This is a genomic window from Methylobacterium sp. 4-46, from assembly GCF_000019365.1.
GTDB lineage: Bacteria > Pseudomonadota > Alphaproteobacteria > Rhizobiales > Beijerinckiaceae > Methylobacterium.
Window position 1 is genome coordinate 6889818 of record NC_010511.1, and the last position, 15356, is coordinate 6905173.

The 15356-nt window shown below is 73.5% G+C and carries 14 protein-coding genes; 13 read left to right on the forward strand and 1 reads right to left on the reverse strand.

Going from position 1 to position 15356, the window contains the following annotated elements; genetic code table 11:
• Positions 1 to 240 precede the first annotated feature (240 nt).
• The 11 genes from dnaK (at position 241) to M446_RS30390 (ending at position 11426) form a co-directional block, all read left to right on the forward strand.
• Entirely contained in the window at positions 241 to 2160 is a 1920-nt protein-coding gene (gene dnaK, locus M446_RS30345; RefSeq protein WP_012335914.1) for a molecular chaperone DnaK, read from the forward strand.
• A 225-nt stretch (positions 2161 to 2385) separates the two neighbouring features.
• Positions 2386 to 3549 (forward strand): molecular chaperone DnaJ, encoded by a 1164-nt coding sequence (gene dnaJ / locus M446_RS30350; protein ID WP_012335915.1) that lies wholly within the window; start codon positions 2386 to 2388, stop codon positions 3547 to 3549.
• 169 nt (positions 3550 to 3718) lie between these two features.
• Positions 3719 to 4345 carry a class I SAM-dependent methyltransferase gene (locus M446_RS30355; RefSeq protein ID WP_026191026.1) on the forward strand — a complete coding sequence of 209 codons (627 nt, stop codon included), beginning with the start codon at positions 3719 to 3721 and terminating at the stop codon, positions 4343 to 4345.
• A gap of 135 nt (positions 4346 to 4480) precedes the next feature.
• Positions 4481 to 4915: a GlcG/HbpS family heme-binding protein gene (locus tag M446_RS30360; protein WP_012335917.1), complete on the forward strand. Its 435-nt coding sequence runs from the start codon at positions 4481 to 4483 to the stop codon at positions 4913 to 4915.
• A gap of 97 nt (positions 4916 to 5012) precedes the next feature.
• On the forward strand, positions 5013 to 5261 hold the full coding sequence (locus tag M446_RS30365) for a hypothetical protein (protein WP_012335918.1): 249 nt from the start codon (positions 5013 to 5015) through the stop codon (positions 5259 to 5261).
• A 445-nt stretch (positions 5262 to 5706) separates the two neighbouring features.
• Positions 5707 to 5847 carry a hypothetical protein gene (locus M446_RS38405; RefSeq protein WP_012335919.1) on the forward strand — a complete coding sequence of 47 codons (141 nt, stop codon included), beginning with the start codon at positions 5707 to 5709 and terminating at the stop codon, positions 5845 to 5847.
• Positions 5848 to 6234: 387 nt separating this feature from the next.
• Positions 6235 to 7419: a septal ring lytic transglycosylase RlpA family protein gene (locus tag M446_RS30370; protein ID WP_012335920.1), complete on the forward strand. Its 1185-nt coding sequence runs from the start codon at positions 6235 to 6237 to the stop codon at positions 7417 to 7419.
• A 356-nt stretch (positions 7420 to 7775) separates the two neighbouring features.
• On the forward strand, positions 7776 to 8984 hold the full coding sequence (locus M446_RS30375; protein WP_012335921.1) for a D-alanyl-D-alanine carboxypeptidase family protein: 1209 nt from the start codon (positions 7776 to 7778) through the stop codon (positions 8982 to 8984).
• Complete coding sequence (gene tmk, locus M446_RS30380) at positions 8981 to 9661, forward strand: dTMP kinase (RefSeq protein WP_012335922.1); 681 nt, start codon at positions 8981 to 8983, stop codon at positions 9659 to 9661. Before M446_RS30375 ends, tmk begins: the two co-directional genes overlap by 4 nt.
• A complete protein-coding gene (locus tag M446_RS30385) occupies positions 9651 to 10694 on the forward strand; it encodes a DNA polymerase III subunit delta' (RefSeq protein ID WP_012335923.1) in 1044 nt (347 codons plus the stop codon). The genes tmk and M446_RS30385 overlap by 11 nt, the downstream gene beginning before the upstream one ends.
• Before the next feature lie 381 nt (positions 10695 to 11075).
• The gene (locus M446_RS30390; protein ID WP_012335924.1) at positions 11076 to 11426 is read left to right on the forward strand and encodes a hypothetical protein; all 351 of its coding nucleotides are present in this window, start codon (positions 11076 to 11078) and stop codon (positions 11424 to 11426) included.
• A gap of 9 nt (positions 11427 to 11435) precedes the next feature.
• Here M446_RS30390 and M446_RS30395 read toward each other — a convergent pair whose 3' ends face one another.
• Entirely contained in the window at positions 11436 to 12209 is a 774-nt protein-coding gene (locus tag M446_RS30395) for an SDR family NAD(P)-dependent oxidoreductase (protein ID WP_018263493.1), read from the reverse strand.
• Between the two features lie 251 nt (positions 12210 to 12460).
• On the opposite strand from M446_RS30395, the gene M446_RS30400 reads away from it, so the two are divergent.
• Positions 12461 to 13468: an LLM class flavin-dependent oxidoreductase gene (locus M446_RS30400; protein ID WP_012335926.1), complete on the forward strand. Its 1008-nt coding sequence runs from the start codon at positions 12461 to 12463 to the stop codon at positions 13466 to 13468.
• A gap of 183 nt (positions 13469 to 13651) precedes the next feature.
• The gene (locus M446_RS30405) at positions 13652 to 15355 is read left to right on the forward strand and encodes a lysine--tRNA ligase (protein WP_012335927.1); all 1704 of its coding nucleotides are present in this window, start codon (positions 13652 to 13654) and stop codon (positions 15353 to 15355) included.
• The last annotated feature ends 1 nt before the right edge of the window (position 15356 follow it).

The window sequence follows — 15356 nt, forward strand, 5'->3', positions numbered from 1 at the left end:
CCGGATTCGCAGTTGACGGACGGGCCGCGCGCGGGCCGTCTCGGCGGGAGGGGACCTCGCCTTGCGGGCCTCCGGCGGCGTTCTTATATCGCGTCCGGCGCGGGTCCCGGATCGTCTCTCCCCCCGAGGTTCCAGCGGATCCCGCCCGGCACAACCGATCTTCGTCACCTGTAGCACCATGGGCCGAGCTGCTTCGGGGCTCGGCGGTCTGCTTAAAAAACATCAACGAGGGATCCCACCATGGGTAAAGTCATCGGTATCGATCTTGGCACGACGAACAGCTGCGTGGCCGTGATGGAAGGCACGCAGCCCAAGGTCATCGAGAACGCGGAAGGCGCGCGCACCACCCCGTCGATCGTCGCCTTCACGGACGAGGGCGAGCGCCTCGTCGGACAGCCGGCCAAGCGCCAGGCGGTCACCAACCCGTCGCGCACCTTCTTCGCGATCAAGCGCCTCATCGGCCGCACCTACGACGACCCGATGACGCAGAAGGACAAGGGCCTCGTGCCCTACCACATCGTGCGCGCCGGCAACGGCGACGCCTGGGTCGAGGCGGACGGCAAGCAATTCTCGCCCTCCCAGATCTCCGCCTTCACGCTGCAGAAGATGAAGGAGACGGCCGAGTCCTACCTGGGCCAGCCGGTCACGCAGGCGGTCATCACGGTCCCGGCCTACTTCAACGACGCGCAGCGCCAGGCCACCAAGGACGCCGGCAAGATCGCCGGGCTCGAAGTGCTGCGCATCATCAACGAGCCGACCGCGGCCGCGCTCGCCTACGGCCTCGACAAGAAGAAGTCCGGCGTGATCGCGGTCTACGACCTCGGCGGCGGCACCTTCGACGTCTCGATCCTGGAGATCGGCGACGGCGTCTTCGAGGTGAAGTCGACCAACGGCGACACCTTCCTGGGCGGTGAGGATTTCGACAACCGCATCGTCGAGTACCTCGCGGCCGAGTTCAAGCGCGAGCAGGGCATCGACCTGACCCGGGACAAGCTCGCCCTGCAGCGCCTGAAGGAGGCGGCCGAGAAGGCCAAGATCGAGCTGTCCTCGGCCACCCAGACCGAGATCAACCTGCCCTACATCACGGCCGACGCGTCCGGCCCGAAGCACCTCGCGCTCAAGCTCAGCCGCGCCAAGTTCGAGTCGCTCGTCGACGACCTGATCCAGCGCACCATCGAGCCCTGCCGCAAGGCGCTCAAGGATGCGGGCGTCGCGGCGAGCGAGATCGACGAGGTGGTGCTGGTCGGCGGCATGACCCGCATGCCGAAGATCCAGGACGTGGTGAAGACCTTCTTCGGCAAGGAGCCCCACAAGGGCGTCAACCCGGACGAGGTCGTGGCGATCGGCGCGGCCGTGCAGGCGGGCGTGCTCCAGGGCGACGTCAAGGACGTGCTGCTCCTCGACGTGACCCCGCTCTCCCTCGGCATCGAGACGCTGGGCGGCGTGTTCACCCGGCTCATCGACCGCAACACCACGATCCCGACCAAGAAGTCCCAGGTCTTCTCGACGGCGGAGGACAACCAGAACGCGGTCACCATCCGGGTCTTCCAGGGTGAGCGCGAGATGGCGGCCGACAACAAGCTGCTCGGCCAATTCGACCTGGTCGGCATCCCGCCGGCCCCGCGCGGCGTGCCGCAGATCGAGGTGACCTTCGACATCGACGCCAACGGCATCGTCAACGTCACCGCCAAGGACAAGGCGACCGGCAAGGAGCACCAGATCCGCATCCAGGCCTCGGGCGGCCTGTCCGACACCGAGATCCAGCGCATGGTGCAGGAGGCCGAGGCCAACGCGGCCGAGGACAAGAAGCGCCGCGAACTCGTCGAGGTGAAGAACCAGGGCGAGAGCCTGGTCCATGCGACCGAGAAGTCGGTCAAGGAGTACGGCGACAAGGTCTCGGAGAGCGACCGGGCCGGCATCAGCACGGCGATCGACGCGCTGCGCCAGGCGCTCGCCGGCGAGGATGTCGAGACCATCAAGGCCCGCACGACGGACCTGATGCAGGCCTCGATGAAGCTCGGCGAGGCGATGTACGCCGCGCAGGCGGGCGGCGGCGAGGCCGCGTCCGCCGGCGCGGAGGACCCGCAGGCCAAGAAGGACGACGTGATCGACGCCGACTTCCAGGAAGTCGACGACAAGGATCACAAGAAGCGGGCCTGAGGCCCGGCGCGGCCGGGGGCGAGAGCTCCCGGCCGCGCGCGTTTGCGTGAGCGCTCGCGCCCGGGCGGGCGCGCAGGATCCCCGCATCCCGGCAGGATGCGGGGATCCTGCGCGCCGTCCTGACGCGGAATTCGGGGAAAGGCCGCCGCGGTCCCGGGCGCTCGCAGCGCCGGGGGCCGCGCGCCTTTGGGACGACACGGGGCCCTCCAGGCTCGGGGACGGGGAATGTCGAAGCGCGACTATTACGAGGTGCTGGGCGTCGCCAAGACGGCGGGCGAGGCGGAGCTGAAATCGGCCTTCCGGAAGCTCGCCATGGCCTACCATCCCGACCGGAACCCCGGCGACAAGGAAGCCGAGATCAAGTTCAAGGAGGTCAACGAGGCCTACCAGACCCTGTCGGACGACCAGAAGCGCGCCGCCTACGACCGCTTCGGCCACGCCGCCTTCTCGCAGGGAGGGCCGGGAGGGCCGGGCTTCGGGGCCGATTTCGGCGACTTCATGTCGGACATCTTCGACACGTTCTTCGGGGATGCCCGGGCGGGCGGCGCCGGCCCGCGCGGCGGCGGCGGGCGGGCCGGCGGCCGGGAGCGGGGCGCCGACCTGCGCTACAACCTGGAAATCTCGCTCGAGGAGGCGTTCACCGGCAAGACCGAGACGATCCGGCTGCCGACCTCGGTCACCTGCGAGGTCTGCGCCGGCTCGGGCGCCAAGGCCGGCTCGAAGCCCCGCGTCTGCCCGACCTGCGGCGGCTACGGCCGGGTGCGCGCGGCGCAGGGCTTCTTCGCCATCGAGCGCACCTGCCCGAATTGCCAGGGCCGCGGCGAGATCATCGACGATCCCTGCGCGGCCTGCGGCGGTGCCGGCCGGGTCACGCGCGAGCGCACGCTCTCGGTCAACGTGCCGGCGGGCGTCGACGACGGGCTGCGCATCCGGCTCGCCGGCGAGGGCGAGTCCGGCCTGCGCGGCGGCCCGGCGGGCGACCTCTACATCTTCCTCTCGATCAAGCCGCACCCGTTCTTCCAGCGCGACGGGGCCGACCTGTTCTGCCGGGTGCCGATCTCGATGGTGACGGCGGCCCTCTCCGGCGAGATCACGGTGCCGGTCATCGACGGCTCCCACACCACCGTGCGGGTCCCCGGCGGCACCCAGACCAACAAGCAGTTCCGGCTCAAAGGCAAGGGCATGCCGGTCCTGCGCTCGCGCGACGTCGGCGACCTCTACATCCAGGTCTTCGTCGAGACGCCGCAGAACCTCACCAAGCGCCAGCGCGAATTGCTGCAGGAATTCGACCAGCTCGGCAGCCAGGCCGATAACCACCCGGAGAGCGCGGGCTTCTTCTCCCGGGTCAAGGAGTTCTTCGACGGGTTGAGCGGCTCGGGCCGCGCCTGAGCTCGCGCCGCGAACCCGGGCCCCCGACGCGCGTTTTCCGCCCGGTCGTGCGGGGATCCGCCGCGCCGCGGCGGCGGCGGGTTTCTTGCCGGCTCCAGGCTTGACGGCGGCGCCCCTTTGGTCGAGAGCCGTTTCCCAATCGTCCGCGTGATTTAAGGGTCCGACCGTCTTGCCCTTGCCCCGCCGATCCAGCGCGAAAGCCGTCGCCCTGCCCCGATCCGCGCCGCGGCGCGACCTGTTCGAGGACGAGGCGCGGTTCCTGCGCTCGTGGCTGGAGCGGCCGCTGGTGACCGGCGCGGTGACGCCCTCGGGGCGGCTGCTCGCCCGCACCATGGCCTCCTACGTCGATCCGCGCAGGCCGGGGCCGGTGATCGAGCTCGGGCCCGGCACCGGACCGGTGACGGACGCGCTGGTGCGCCGCGGCATCGAGCAGGAGCGCCTCGTCCTCGTCGAGTACAACCCGGATTTCTGCGACCTCCTGCGCCGCCGCTTCCCGCGCGCCACCATCCTGCGCGGCGACGCCTACCGGATGCGCGAGACCCTCGGAGACGTGCTGGCCGAGCCGGCCTGCGCCACCATCTCGAGCCTGCCGCTCTTCACCAAGCCCCTGGAGCAGCGCCTCGACCTGCTGCAGGAGGCGCACGACCTGATGCACCCGGACGCGCCCTTCGTGCAGTTCACCTACGCGGTGGTGCCGCCGATCCCGGCCCAGGCCTTCGGCTACACGGCGAGCCGCTCGAACAAGGTCTGGCTGAACCTGCCGCCGGCCCGGGTCTGGGTCTACCGCCGGTCCTGACGGGCCGGCGACCGGCGCGCCCGCTTGCCCGGGTCTCGCCCGAAGGGCGGAGCGCGCCGCGCATCGCCGCCGGGCGCGGGCTGCCTATCTCCCCCCGGCGCGGCCAGCACGCCGCGTCGCGCGAGGAGAGAGACCATGCACGTCACGATCGAGGAAGCCGAGAAGGCCATCGCGGCCGCCCGCGCCAAGGCGCAGGCGATCGGCACCCAGATGTGCATCGCCGTCGTGGATTCGGGGGGCAACCTCAAGGCCTTCTCCCGGATGGACGATGCCTGGGTGGGCTCGATCGACATCGCCCAGAAGAAGGCCCGCACCGCGCTGTTCTTCGGCATGCCGACCGGCCAGATCGGGGCGCTGTCGCAGCCCGGCGGCCCCCTCTACGGCATCGAGCACTCGAATGGCGGGCTGATCACCTTCCCGGGCGGGATCCCGATCGTGGACAAGGACGGGGTGATGTCCGGGGCGATCGGCGTCAGCGGCTCGACCGTGGAGGACGACCACGCGGTGGCCGAGGCGGGGGCGCGGGCGGTGGGGGCGACCGAGCTTCCCGCGCATCCCTGGCGGACCTGACGGGGGCGGCGGCACGGCCGAGCTACCCCCTTTTGGACGCGTTCCTCTGCTTTCAGCGCCGGGCCCGGCCGAACCGGGCTTGTCCAGGAGTGTCCCCGTGCTGCATCGCCTCGCCCTCGTCCTCGCCCTGACCTCGACGGGCGCCCTCGCGGCGCCCGTGCAGACGCCGGCTCCGGACCGCGCCGCCCTGAAGCAGTTCTGCACGGGCGACTACCTCACCTATTGCGGCAACTTCCCGCCGGACGGCCCCGAGGTGCAGGCCTGCTTCAAGCAGAACAAGGCCAAGCTCTCGCAGACCTGCCAGGCCGCGATCACCGGCTACGTGAAGGCGCAGCGCAAGGGCTGATCACCGTCCCCGGGCGCCGCGACGCGCCCGGCGCCGGACGAACCGCGAGGTTGCCCAGGCCGTTGCGGCCCGTGCCTGAGGCGGCGTCTCATCCAACCTCCGGTTGATGGCTTCGCCATCTCCGATTTCGGCCATGCGGATGTCGGCGTCGCTCAGGCGCCGCGCTCAGGCGCCGCGCGGGCTAGTGATCCGGGATCCGCTTCGATCGAGCGGATTTCGCCTCAGGTGGAGGGCCGCCCGGCCCGGGCGAGGCCGCGGGGCGGACCGCCCGGCCGATCGGTGAGCCGGCGCACATCCTCGGGCAAGCTGTTTCTGCCACAGTCGCGGAGGATCGGCCGCAGGGAGGGCCGGATCCGACGGGATCGCCCGATCGTGTCGCGCCGCGGCACTGGCGCCCCGCCGCCTCCGCCGCTCCACTGGACGGCCCTTGAGTGAGGCACGGCCCATGGCGGATGCATCCCTGTTCCTGAACCTCGGCGGCGCCATGGCGCTCGCCGCGCTCGCCGGGCACGGCATCCGCTGGGCGCTCGACGCCTGGGTCCGGCTCGCCCCGGCCGGCAGCGACGAGGTCGAGCCGGCCGAGTAGGCCGGCCCCCGCCGCCATGCCCGATCGCGGGACCGGGGCCCGGTCCGCGGGACCTCGGCCGGGAAGGTGTCCGAGAAAGCTGTGGGCGGGCCCGAGCCGGGTCGGGCTCACCGTGGTTCAAGAAAAATTCTTTTTCTGTCAGGATCTTGCTGGCCTTTCTTGCTGTGCCGCACGAGAACTCGGCCGGAACCGCCGGGCGCCCTCCCGCGGGCCGATCTCCTCGTCCCTGCGGGGACTTGGCGGCTTGTCCTCGGGTGCCCGCCCCGTGCCGCGGCGGCGTTTGACTCCCTCCCGTCAAGTCTTCCTTCATGAAAGCGCGTCAGCGTGGCTGGAAGGCGGTCGCGGCCCGGAGGGCGGCGGCGGGGCGGCAGGGGGACCGAGAGCGCGATGGCAGGATCCCAGAACGGTGGCTCCGGCACGGCCTCGGCCCTGCGGCTCGCGGCGGTGGCCGGCGTGGCGCTGCTCACCGCGAACTGCGCCGGGACCCCGCATCCGGGCGCGTCGGCCTCGGTCCGCGGCGGCCGGCAGGTCGACCCGAAATACGGCGTGGTGCCGAGCCCCCGGCTCTACGGGGAGAACGACCCGATCCCGAAGGGGGGCGGGCGCGCCATGGTGGGCAAACCCTACGTGGTGGCCGGCCACACCTACGTCCCGCGCGAGAATCCCCGCGGCTACGTCCGCGAGGGGCTGGCCTCCTGGTACGGCACCGCCTTCCACGGCCGCCAGACCGCCAATGGCGAGGTCTTCGACCGCTTCTCCGTGGCGGCGGCGCACCCGACCCTGCCGCTGCCGAGCTACGCCCGCGTCACCAACCTCGCGAACGGCCACTCGATGGTGGTGCGCGTCAACGACCGCGGCCCCTATCACGCCGGGCGCCTGATGGACGTCTCCGAGCGGGTGGCCGAGGCGCTGGAATTCCACCGCCGCGGCACGACCCGGGTGCGGGTCGAGTATCTGGGCATGGCCTCGGTGGCGGGCAGCGACGACCGCAAGCTGATGGCGACGCTGCGCACGGATGGCAGCCCGGCGGGCAGGCCCTCCGGCGCCAACCTAATGGTGGCGGATGCGGGCGAGGAGGCGAAGCCCTTCGCCTTCCGGCAGCCGGAGCCCGAGGCCGCGCCCGTGCGGCCGGTCGTCGAGCGCCCGCGGGTCGCCCCGGCGCCGGTCGTGGTGGCCGAGGCGCCGCGGCGGGCCGCCCCGGTCCGGGTGGCCGAGGTCGCGCCCCGGCCCGCGCCCGCCCCGGCCCCGGTGCGGGTCGCGCAGGCGGCCCCGCCGCGGCCCGGTCTCCGGGCCCTCCCGGCAGCGATGCGGCCCGACGCGGCGGCGCGGGACCGCGGCGCCCTGGCCCAGGCCATGCTGGCCGCCGCGCAGGCGGCCCCCGCCGCGCGGGCGGCCACGCCGCGCCACGCCGCGCCGCTGCCTCTGACCTCGCCGCTCCAGCTCAGCGGCGCTCCCCCGCGGCCGCCGCTGCGGCCCGGGCCTGAGCGCAGCCTGACCGCCAAGCTCGACGGGGCGGAGGCGGGCGAGCGCAAGGGCCGCGCGCCACGCGCCCGCACGGCCGACATGCTCTGATCCGCTGTCCGGACGTGAGCGTCCGGACAGCGGATGACGCGCCCGCGCGGCGCGAGCCCGCGCGCGCGTGAGCGAAGCCCCAATCCGCCATCCCGAAGGGATCATGCGGATTGGGTATGACACGCCCGCGCGGCGCCTGAGCGACGCCGACATCCGCATGGCGACGCAATCCGTCGTGTGATGGGTGGCGGGCGGCGCGTTCCTCGCCGGACCGGCCGCCGCGGGGCGGCCGCCGTCCCGCCGCGCCTCCGGCTCGGTCGCGGCCGCGCTTCGGCAAGATGGGCGTTCCGCCGCAATTGCTCCGTCCGGGCCGGGGCGGCAGAGTGGCGCCCGGTCGAGGACGCGGATGGTGGCGCATGACGGGCAGGGCGGGACGGGCGGGCAGGGCGGTCACGGGGCTCGTCGCGGGGCTCCTCCTCGCGGCGGCGAGCGCGGGCGCCGCGCGCGCGCAGGGCTTCCAGAGCCAGGCGCCCCACGCGATCCTCCTCGACGCCGATTCCGGCTCGGTCCTCTACGAGAAGAACGCCGACGAGCCGTTCTCGCCCGCCAGCATGGCCAAGCTCATGACCGTCGAGGTGATCTTCGACGAGATGCGCAAGGGCCGCCTCAATCAGGACAGCGAGTTCCCGATCAGCGAGAACGCCTGGAAGCACGGCGGCGCGGGCGGGGGCGGCTCGTCGATGTTCGCTCAGCTCAACAGCAAGGTGAAGCTGCCCGACCTCCTGCGCGGCATCATCGTGCAGTCGGGCAACGACGCCGCCATCGCGGCGGCCGAGGCGATCGGCGGCACCGAGGACAATTTCGCCCAGATCATGAACCGTCACGCCCGCGAGATCGGGCTGACCCGCTCCACCTTCCGCAACCCCACCGGCTACTCGGCGCCCGACCAGAAGGTGACGGCCCGCGACCTCGCGAAGCTCGCCATCCACCTCATCGAGACCTACCCGGACGAGTACAAGCTGTTCTCCGAGCGCGAGTTCACCTGGAACAAGATCCGCCAGCAGAACCGCAACCCGCTCCTCACCATGGATCTCGGCGCGGACGGGCTCAAGACCGGCTACCTGGAGGAATCCGGCTACGGCCTGACCGGCTCGGCGGTGCAGAACGGCCAGCGGCTGATCCTGGTGGTGAGCGGCCTGAAGAAGGCCAGCGACCGGGCGGCGGAATCCCGCAAGCTCCTCGACTGGGGTTTCCGGGCCTTCGAGGGCCGGCAGGTCTTCGCCCCCGGCGAGACCGTGGCCGAGGTCGACACCTATGGCGGGGAGAAGGGCAAGGTCGCCCTGGTCGCCAAGAAGCCCGTGCGCGTGCTCCTGCCCCGAGGCTCCGCCGACCGACTCACGGCCCGCGTCGTCTATCAGGGGCCCCTGAAGGCGCCGATCGAGGCCGGGCGCGAGGTGGCGCGGCTCAAGGTCACCCGGGGCGAGCAGCAGGTGCTCGACATGCCCCTCTACACCGCCGAGAGCGTCGGCCCCGGCAGCATGACCCAGCGCGCCCTCGACGCGGCGCTCGAGGTCGGCACCGGCTGGGTGCGCGGCGCCTTCGCCAAGCTGACGAACCGGTCGTGAGCGGGGCGCCGCGCCCGGGCCTGTTCATCACCCTCGAGGGCGGGGAAGGGGCCGGCAAGTCGACCCAGGTGGCGCGCCTCGCCGAGTGGCTGCGCCGGAGCGACCGGGAGGTGGTCACCACCCGCGAGCCCGGCGGCTCGCCCCGGGCCGAGCAGATCCGCACCGCCCTGCTCGCCGGCGCCGCCAAGGATCACGGGCCCTTCGCGGAGGCGCTGCTCTTCTCCGCCGCCCGCCTGGACCACCTCGCCAGCCTGATCCGGCCGGCCCTGGCCCGCGGTGCCGTGGTGGTCTGCGACCGCTTCGCGGACTCGACCCGGGCCTACCAGGGGGTCGCCGGCGGCATCGATCCGGAGTGCGTGGCGGCGCTGGAACGGGTCGTGGTCGGCGCGACGCGGCCCGACCTGACGCTCATCCTCGACCTGCCGCCGGAGATCGGTCTCGCCCGCGCCCGGGGGCGCGAGCGCGGCCTCGCCCGCGGCCCGGACCGGTTCGAGGCCGAGGCGCTCGCCTTCCACCAGCGCCTGCGCGAGGCGTTCCGCGGCATCGCCGCGCGGGAGCCGGCCCGCTGCGCGCTCGTGGACGCCGCCGGCGAGCCCGACGCGGTGGCGGCCGCCATCCGGGCCGTCGTGGCCGGGCGCCTACCGGAACTCGGCCTGGGGCTCGGCCATGCCGCCTGAGGCGACGGCCGAGGATCTCGAACCCGGCGACGTGCCGGGAATCGCCCGGCCCCGGGCGCGGACGGTCCTGATCGGCCAGGAGGCCGCCGAGCGGGCCTTCCGGGAGGCGATCGGCGCGGGCCGGCTGCACCATGCCTGGCTCCTCGGCGGCCCGCGCGGGATCGGCAAGGCGACGCTCGCCTACCGGGTGGCGCGCCACCTCCTCGCCCACGGGGCGGGGCGGGGCCTGCCCGAGACGCTCGCCGTGCCGGAGACCCATCCGGTCGCCCGGCAGGTGGCGAGCCTCGCCCATCCGAACCTCGTGGTGCTGCGCCGCCAGCGGGCCCCCGGCGCCAAGACGCTGCCGACCCAGATCACCGTCGAGGCGGCGCGCCGCGCCCTCCACCTCTTCGCCGAGACCTCGGCCGATGCGGGCTACCGCGTCTGCGTCGTCGATTGCGCGGAGGAACTGAACCTCGCGAGCGCCAACGCCCTGCTCAAGCTGATCGAGGAGCCGCCGCCGCGCTCGCTCTTCCTGATCGTCAGCCACGCGCCGGGCCGGCTGCTGCCGACCATCCGCTCCCGCTGCCGCCGGCTCGGCCTGCGCCCCCTCGGCGAGGGCGAGGTGGTGCGGGTGCTGCGCGGGCTCGGCGAGGCCGTGGCGGCGCATCCGCCGGAGGTGCTGGCCCGGGCGGCCGCCCTGAGCGAGGGCTCCGTCGCCCGCGCGCTGGGGCTCCTCGATCCGGCCACCCTCGCCCTCGTGGACGAGGTCGAGGCGCTGCTCCGCGCGCCCGACTGGCGGCGCGTCCTGGCGCTCGCCGAGCGCCTGAGCGGGCGCGAGGCCGAGGCGCTCTACGAGGTGGCCCTCGACACGGCGCAGCGCCACCTCGCGGCCGAGATCGGCCGGCGCCTCGCCGAGCCGCCGGCCCGGCTCGCGGCCCTGGCCGAGGCGAGCGAGCGCATCGCCCGCGTCGCCCGCGAGGCCGCGACCTACAACCTCGACCGCCGCCCGGTGATCCTGTCGCTGTTCGAGGAGGTGGCGGCGGCGCGCTGACCGGGCACGCGGCGCACCCGCCCCACGCCGCCGGCTGCCTCGGCGCGGGCCGCCGGCGCGCGGTGATCGCCCGCACCGCGCCGCCATCGCGCGACCCCGCCGGACTCCCTCGCGGACGCAGCGCGCGCCGCGGGGCTGGTCTCCCGCGGCATCGCCGGCCCGGAGGATGCCGGGATGCGCGGCCTCGTCGGCTTCGACGGCGCGGCGCCGATCGCGGATGTCCTCCGGCCATCGCGGCCTTGCCCGGGAGCCGGCGCGCCGCTACATTCCCCTGCGTCAAGCTCCTCGCAATCCTGCCCGGTGGAGCGGCTGCTCCGACCGGCCGAGGTTCTGTGACCGTTCGGCCGGCGCGGAGGGCGACCCCCGCCCGAGGCGAGACCGATGACATCGTCCCCCGACTCCCTCCTGCCGATCCTGCAGCAATGCTGGTCCGCCGAGACCAGTCCCGAATGGCGGCCGAACAATCCCGCGCGCGGCCAGTGCGGCGTCACCGCCCTGATCGTCCACGACCTCCACGGCGGCACCATCCTCAAGACCGAGACGGGCCGCGGGTGGCACTTCTACAACCGGGTGGACGGGACGCGTCACGACCTGACGGCCGGCCAGTTCGAGACCTCGATCGACTATGCGGACATCGCCAGCAGCCGGGAGGAGGCGCTGGCCGGCACCACGATGGAGCGCTACCGGACCCTCAAGATGCGGGTCAGGCAGCGCCTCGCGCAGCTTTCCTGAGCGCCCCGCTCAGGCGACGGTGTAGCCGCCGTCGATGACCGCGACCTGCCCGGTCATGTAGGCGGAGGCCGCGCTCGCGAGGTAGACCGCGATGCCGCCGAAATCCGCCGGCTGTCCGTAGCGGCGCAGCGGGATGCGGGGGAGGGTGTTCGCCACGAACTTCTCGTTTCCCATCAGCCCCGCCGTCATGTCGCTCGCGATCCAGCCCGGCAGGATCGCGTTCGCGGTCACGCCGTAGCGGGCGAGTTCGACCGCGAGCGCCCGCACCAGGGCGTTGAGCGCTCCCTTGGTCGCCCCGTAATGCTCGTTGCGCGCGGCGCCGAGGAGCGAGGCGACGCTCGAGGTCGCGACCAGCCGCCCGTAGGCGTCCCCGGCCTCGGCCCGCGCGGCCATGTGCCGGGCGGCCTGCTGGAACACCCCCACCACCCCGTCGAGGTTGACCGCGAAGGTGCGCCGCCACTCGGCCGCGTCCCGCTCCAGGAAGGAGCGCCGCCCGCCGCCCGCCACGCCCGCATTGGCGAAGACCGCGTCGACCCGCCCGAAGCGCCGCAGCGTCGCGGAAAAGCTCGCCTCCACCGCCTCCGGCTCGGCCACGTCGCACAGGAAGGCCTCGGCCGGCGCGCCCGTCGCGGCGAGCCGCGCCAGGGCGGCGCGGTTCTTGGCCTCGTCGCGGCCCCAGATCGCGACCGCGGCGCCCGCCCCGGCCAGCGCCTCCGCCATGCCGAGCCCGATGCCGCCATTGCCGCCGGTCACCAGCGCGACCCGCCCGGTCAGATCGAACATCCCCGCCATCCCGCCTCCCGGCCCCGCGCGGTGAGCCGGTCCGCCGCGGGGCGGCGGCGGACCGGGATCCGGACCCTCGGCCAAAGCCGCCGGGCGGGCAAGCGGCCGCCCCGTCGGGCCGCCGGCCGAACCCGGTCCGCGGCCGCGAGCGCGGGGTCCCGCGCATGGCACGCCTGCCCCGGGCGCGCTTGCATCCCGGGCCCCGGCGCCAAATCTGGGACGGGGCCTGACGCGACACACGGGAGCCCGCGATGCCGCCCTTCTCCGTCCTCGACCTCGCGCCGATCCCGCTGGGCGCGACGCCCGGCGACGCGCTGCGCAACACGCTCGACCTCGCCCGCCACGCGGAGCGCCTCGGCTACACCCGCTACTGGCTCGCCGAGCACCACAACATGGTGGGCATCGCCAGCGCCGCGACCGCGGTCGTCATCGCCCACGTGGCGGCCGGCACGGCGCGCATCCGGGTCGGGGCGGGCGGCATCATGCTGCCGAACCACGCGCCCCTGGTGATCGCCGAGCAGTTCGGCACGCTCGCGTCCCTGCATCCGGGCCGGATCGATCTCGGCCTCGGCCGCGCCCCCGGCACCGACGGGCGCACCCTGCGGGCCCTGCGCCGCGACCCCGCCGCCTCCGACACGTTCCCGCAGGACGTGCTCGAACTCCAGGCGCTGCTCGGCCCGGTGCAGCCGGGGCAGGTGGTCCAGGCGGTGCCGGGGGCGGGCACGCAGGTGCCGCTCTGGATCCTCGGCTCCAGCCTGTTCGGGGCGCAGCTCGCCGCGATGCTCGGCCTGCCCTTCGCCTTCGCGTCGCATTTCGCGCCCGACGCGCTGATGCAGGCCCTCGACCTCTACCGGTCGCGCTTCGAGCCGAGCGCCCAGCTCGACCGACCCTACGCGATGGTCGGCGTCAACGTGATCGCGGCCGAGACCGACGCCGAGGCGCGCCGGCTGTTCACCTCCGCGCAGCAATCCTTCACCAACCTCTTCCGCGGCACCCGCGGCCAGCTCCTGCCGCCCATCGACGACATCGAGACCTACTGGTCGCCCGCCGAGAAGGTGCAGGCCTCGCGCATGCTCGCCTGCTCCTTCGTGGGCGCGCGGGAGACGGTGCGCGAGGGCCTGGCCGCGTTCCTGGCCCGCACCGGGGCCGACGAGATCATGGTGGCGGCGGCGATCCACGACCACGGCGCGCGGCGCCGCTCCTACGAGATCCTGGCCGAGCTCCGGGAGGCGCGCCTGCCCGAGCCGGCCCTCGCCTGATCCCGACGGTCGCGGGACATGGCCGTCCCGGGACATGGCCTTTGGGGGGACATGGCCGTCGGGACCGACGGCCGGCGGCCTCCGGACCGGGGGCGAGCTTCGTTGACCGGGGGGAGCGCACTCCCTAGGGTGCGCGCCTCACCCACCCGCCCGCGCCCGCCCGTCCGGGGCCCACGAGACACCATGCCCGCCTCGCTCCGCATCGACCCCGCCCTCCTCGACGCCGCCGCGACCTCCGCGGCCTGGCCCTTCGAGGAAGCGCGCAAGCTCGTCGCCCGGCTGGAGCGGAACCCGAAGGCCGAGCTGCTGTTCGAGACCGGCTACGGCCCCTCGGGCCTGCCGCATATCGGCACGTTCGGGGAGGTCGCCCGCACCTCGATGGTCCGCCACGCCTTCCGGCTGCTGACGCGGGACGCGGTGCCGACCCGGCTCATCGCCTTCTCGGACGACATGGACGGGCTGCGCAAGGTGCCGGACAACGTGCCGAACCGGGCCCTCCTGGCCGAGAGCCTCAACAAGCCCCTCACCGCCGTGCCGGATCCCTTCGGCACCCACGACAGTTTCGGCGCGCACAACAACGCCGAGCTGCGCCGCTTCCTCGATTCCTTCGGCTTCGACTACGAGTTCCTCTCGGCCACGGAATGCTACCGGGCGGGGGTGTTCGACGCGGCGCTCCTGCGCGTGCTGGAGCGCTACGACGCCGTCATGGCGGTGATGCTGCCCTCGCTGCGGGCGGAGCGCTCGGCCTCCTACTCGCCCTTCCTGCCGCTGCACCCGGTCACCGGCCACGTCATGCAGGTGCCGATCGACGAGGTGAAGGTCGCCGCCGGCACGATCGTCTGGCGCGACCCGGCGACGGGCGAGCGCTACGAGACCCCGGTGACCGGCGGCCACGCCAAGCTGCAGTGGAAGCCCGACTGGGCCATGCGCTGGGTCGCGCTCGGGGTCGATTACGAGATGGCCGGCAAGGACCTGATCGACTCGGTGAAGCTGTCGAGCCAGATCGCCCGCGTGCTCGGGGGCGAGCCGCCCGAGGGCTTCAACTACGAGCTCTTCCTGGACGAGAAGGGCCAGAAGATCTCGAAGTCGAAGGGCAACGGCCTCACCATCGACGAGTGGCTGGCCTACGGCACGCCCGAGAGCCTCGCGCTGTTCATGTACAACAAGCCGCGGGAGGCCAAGCGCCTGCACTTCGACGTGATCCCGCGCCACGTCGACGACTACCTGTCCTTCCTGGAGAAGTTTCCCGGCCAGGAGCCGAAGCTGCAGCTCGGCAACCCGGTCTGGCACATCCATGCGGGCGCGCCGCCGGCGCCGGAACTGGCGGCGGGCGGCGGCGCCATCACCTTCGCGATGCTGCTCAACCTGGTGGCGGTGGCGAATACCGAGGATCCGGCGGTGCTGTGGGGCTTCATCCGCCGCTACGCGCCGGAGGCCTCGCCGCGGACGCAGCCGCGCCTCGACCGGCTCGTCCACCACGCGGTGCGCTACTTCCGCGACTTCGTGCGGCCGCAGAAGCAGTACCGGGTGCCCGACGCCCAGGCCGGGGCGGCCCTCGCCGACCTGTCGGCGACCCTGGCGGAGCACGAGGGCTCGACCGATCCCGAGGCCCTGCAGGCCTTGGTCTACGAGGTCGGGCGGCGCCACTACCCGGACCTGTCCGGCAAGGCCAAGAGCCCGGACGGGCGCCCGGGCGTGGCGCAGGCGTGGTTCACCACGCTCTACGCCACCCTGCTCGGCGAGGCGCGCGGACCCCGCTTCGGCTCCTTCGTGGCGCTCTACGGCGTGGCGGAGACCCGGGCCCTGATCGCCCGCGCCCTCTCGGGCGACCTCGCCGCCGAGCACGAGGCCTTCCTGGAGAGCCGGGCGCCCAAGGCGGCGGAGTAGA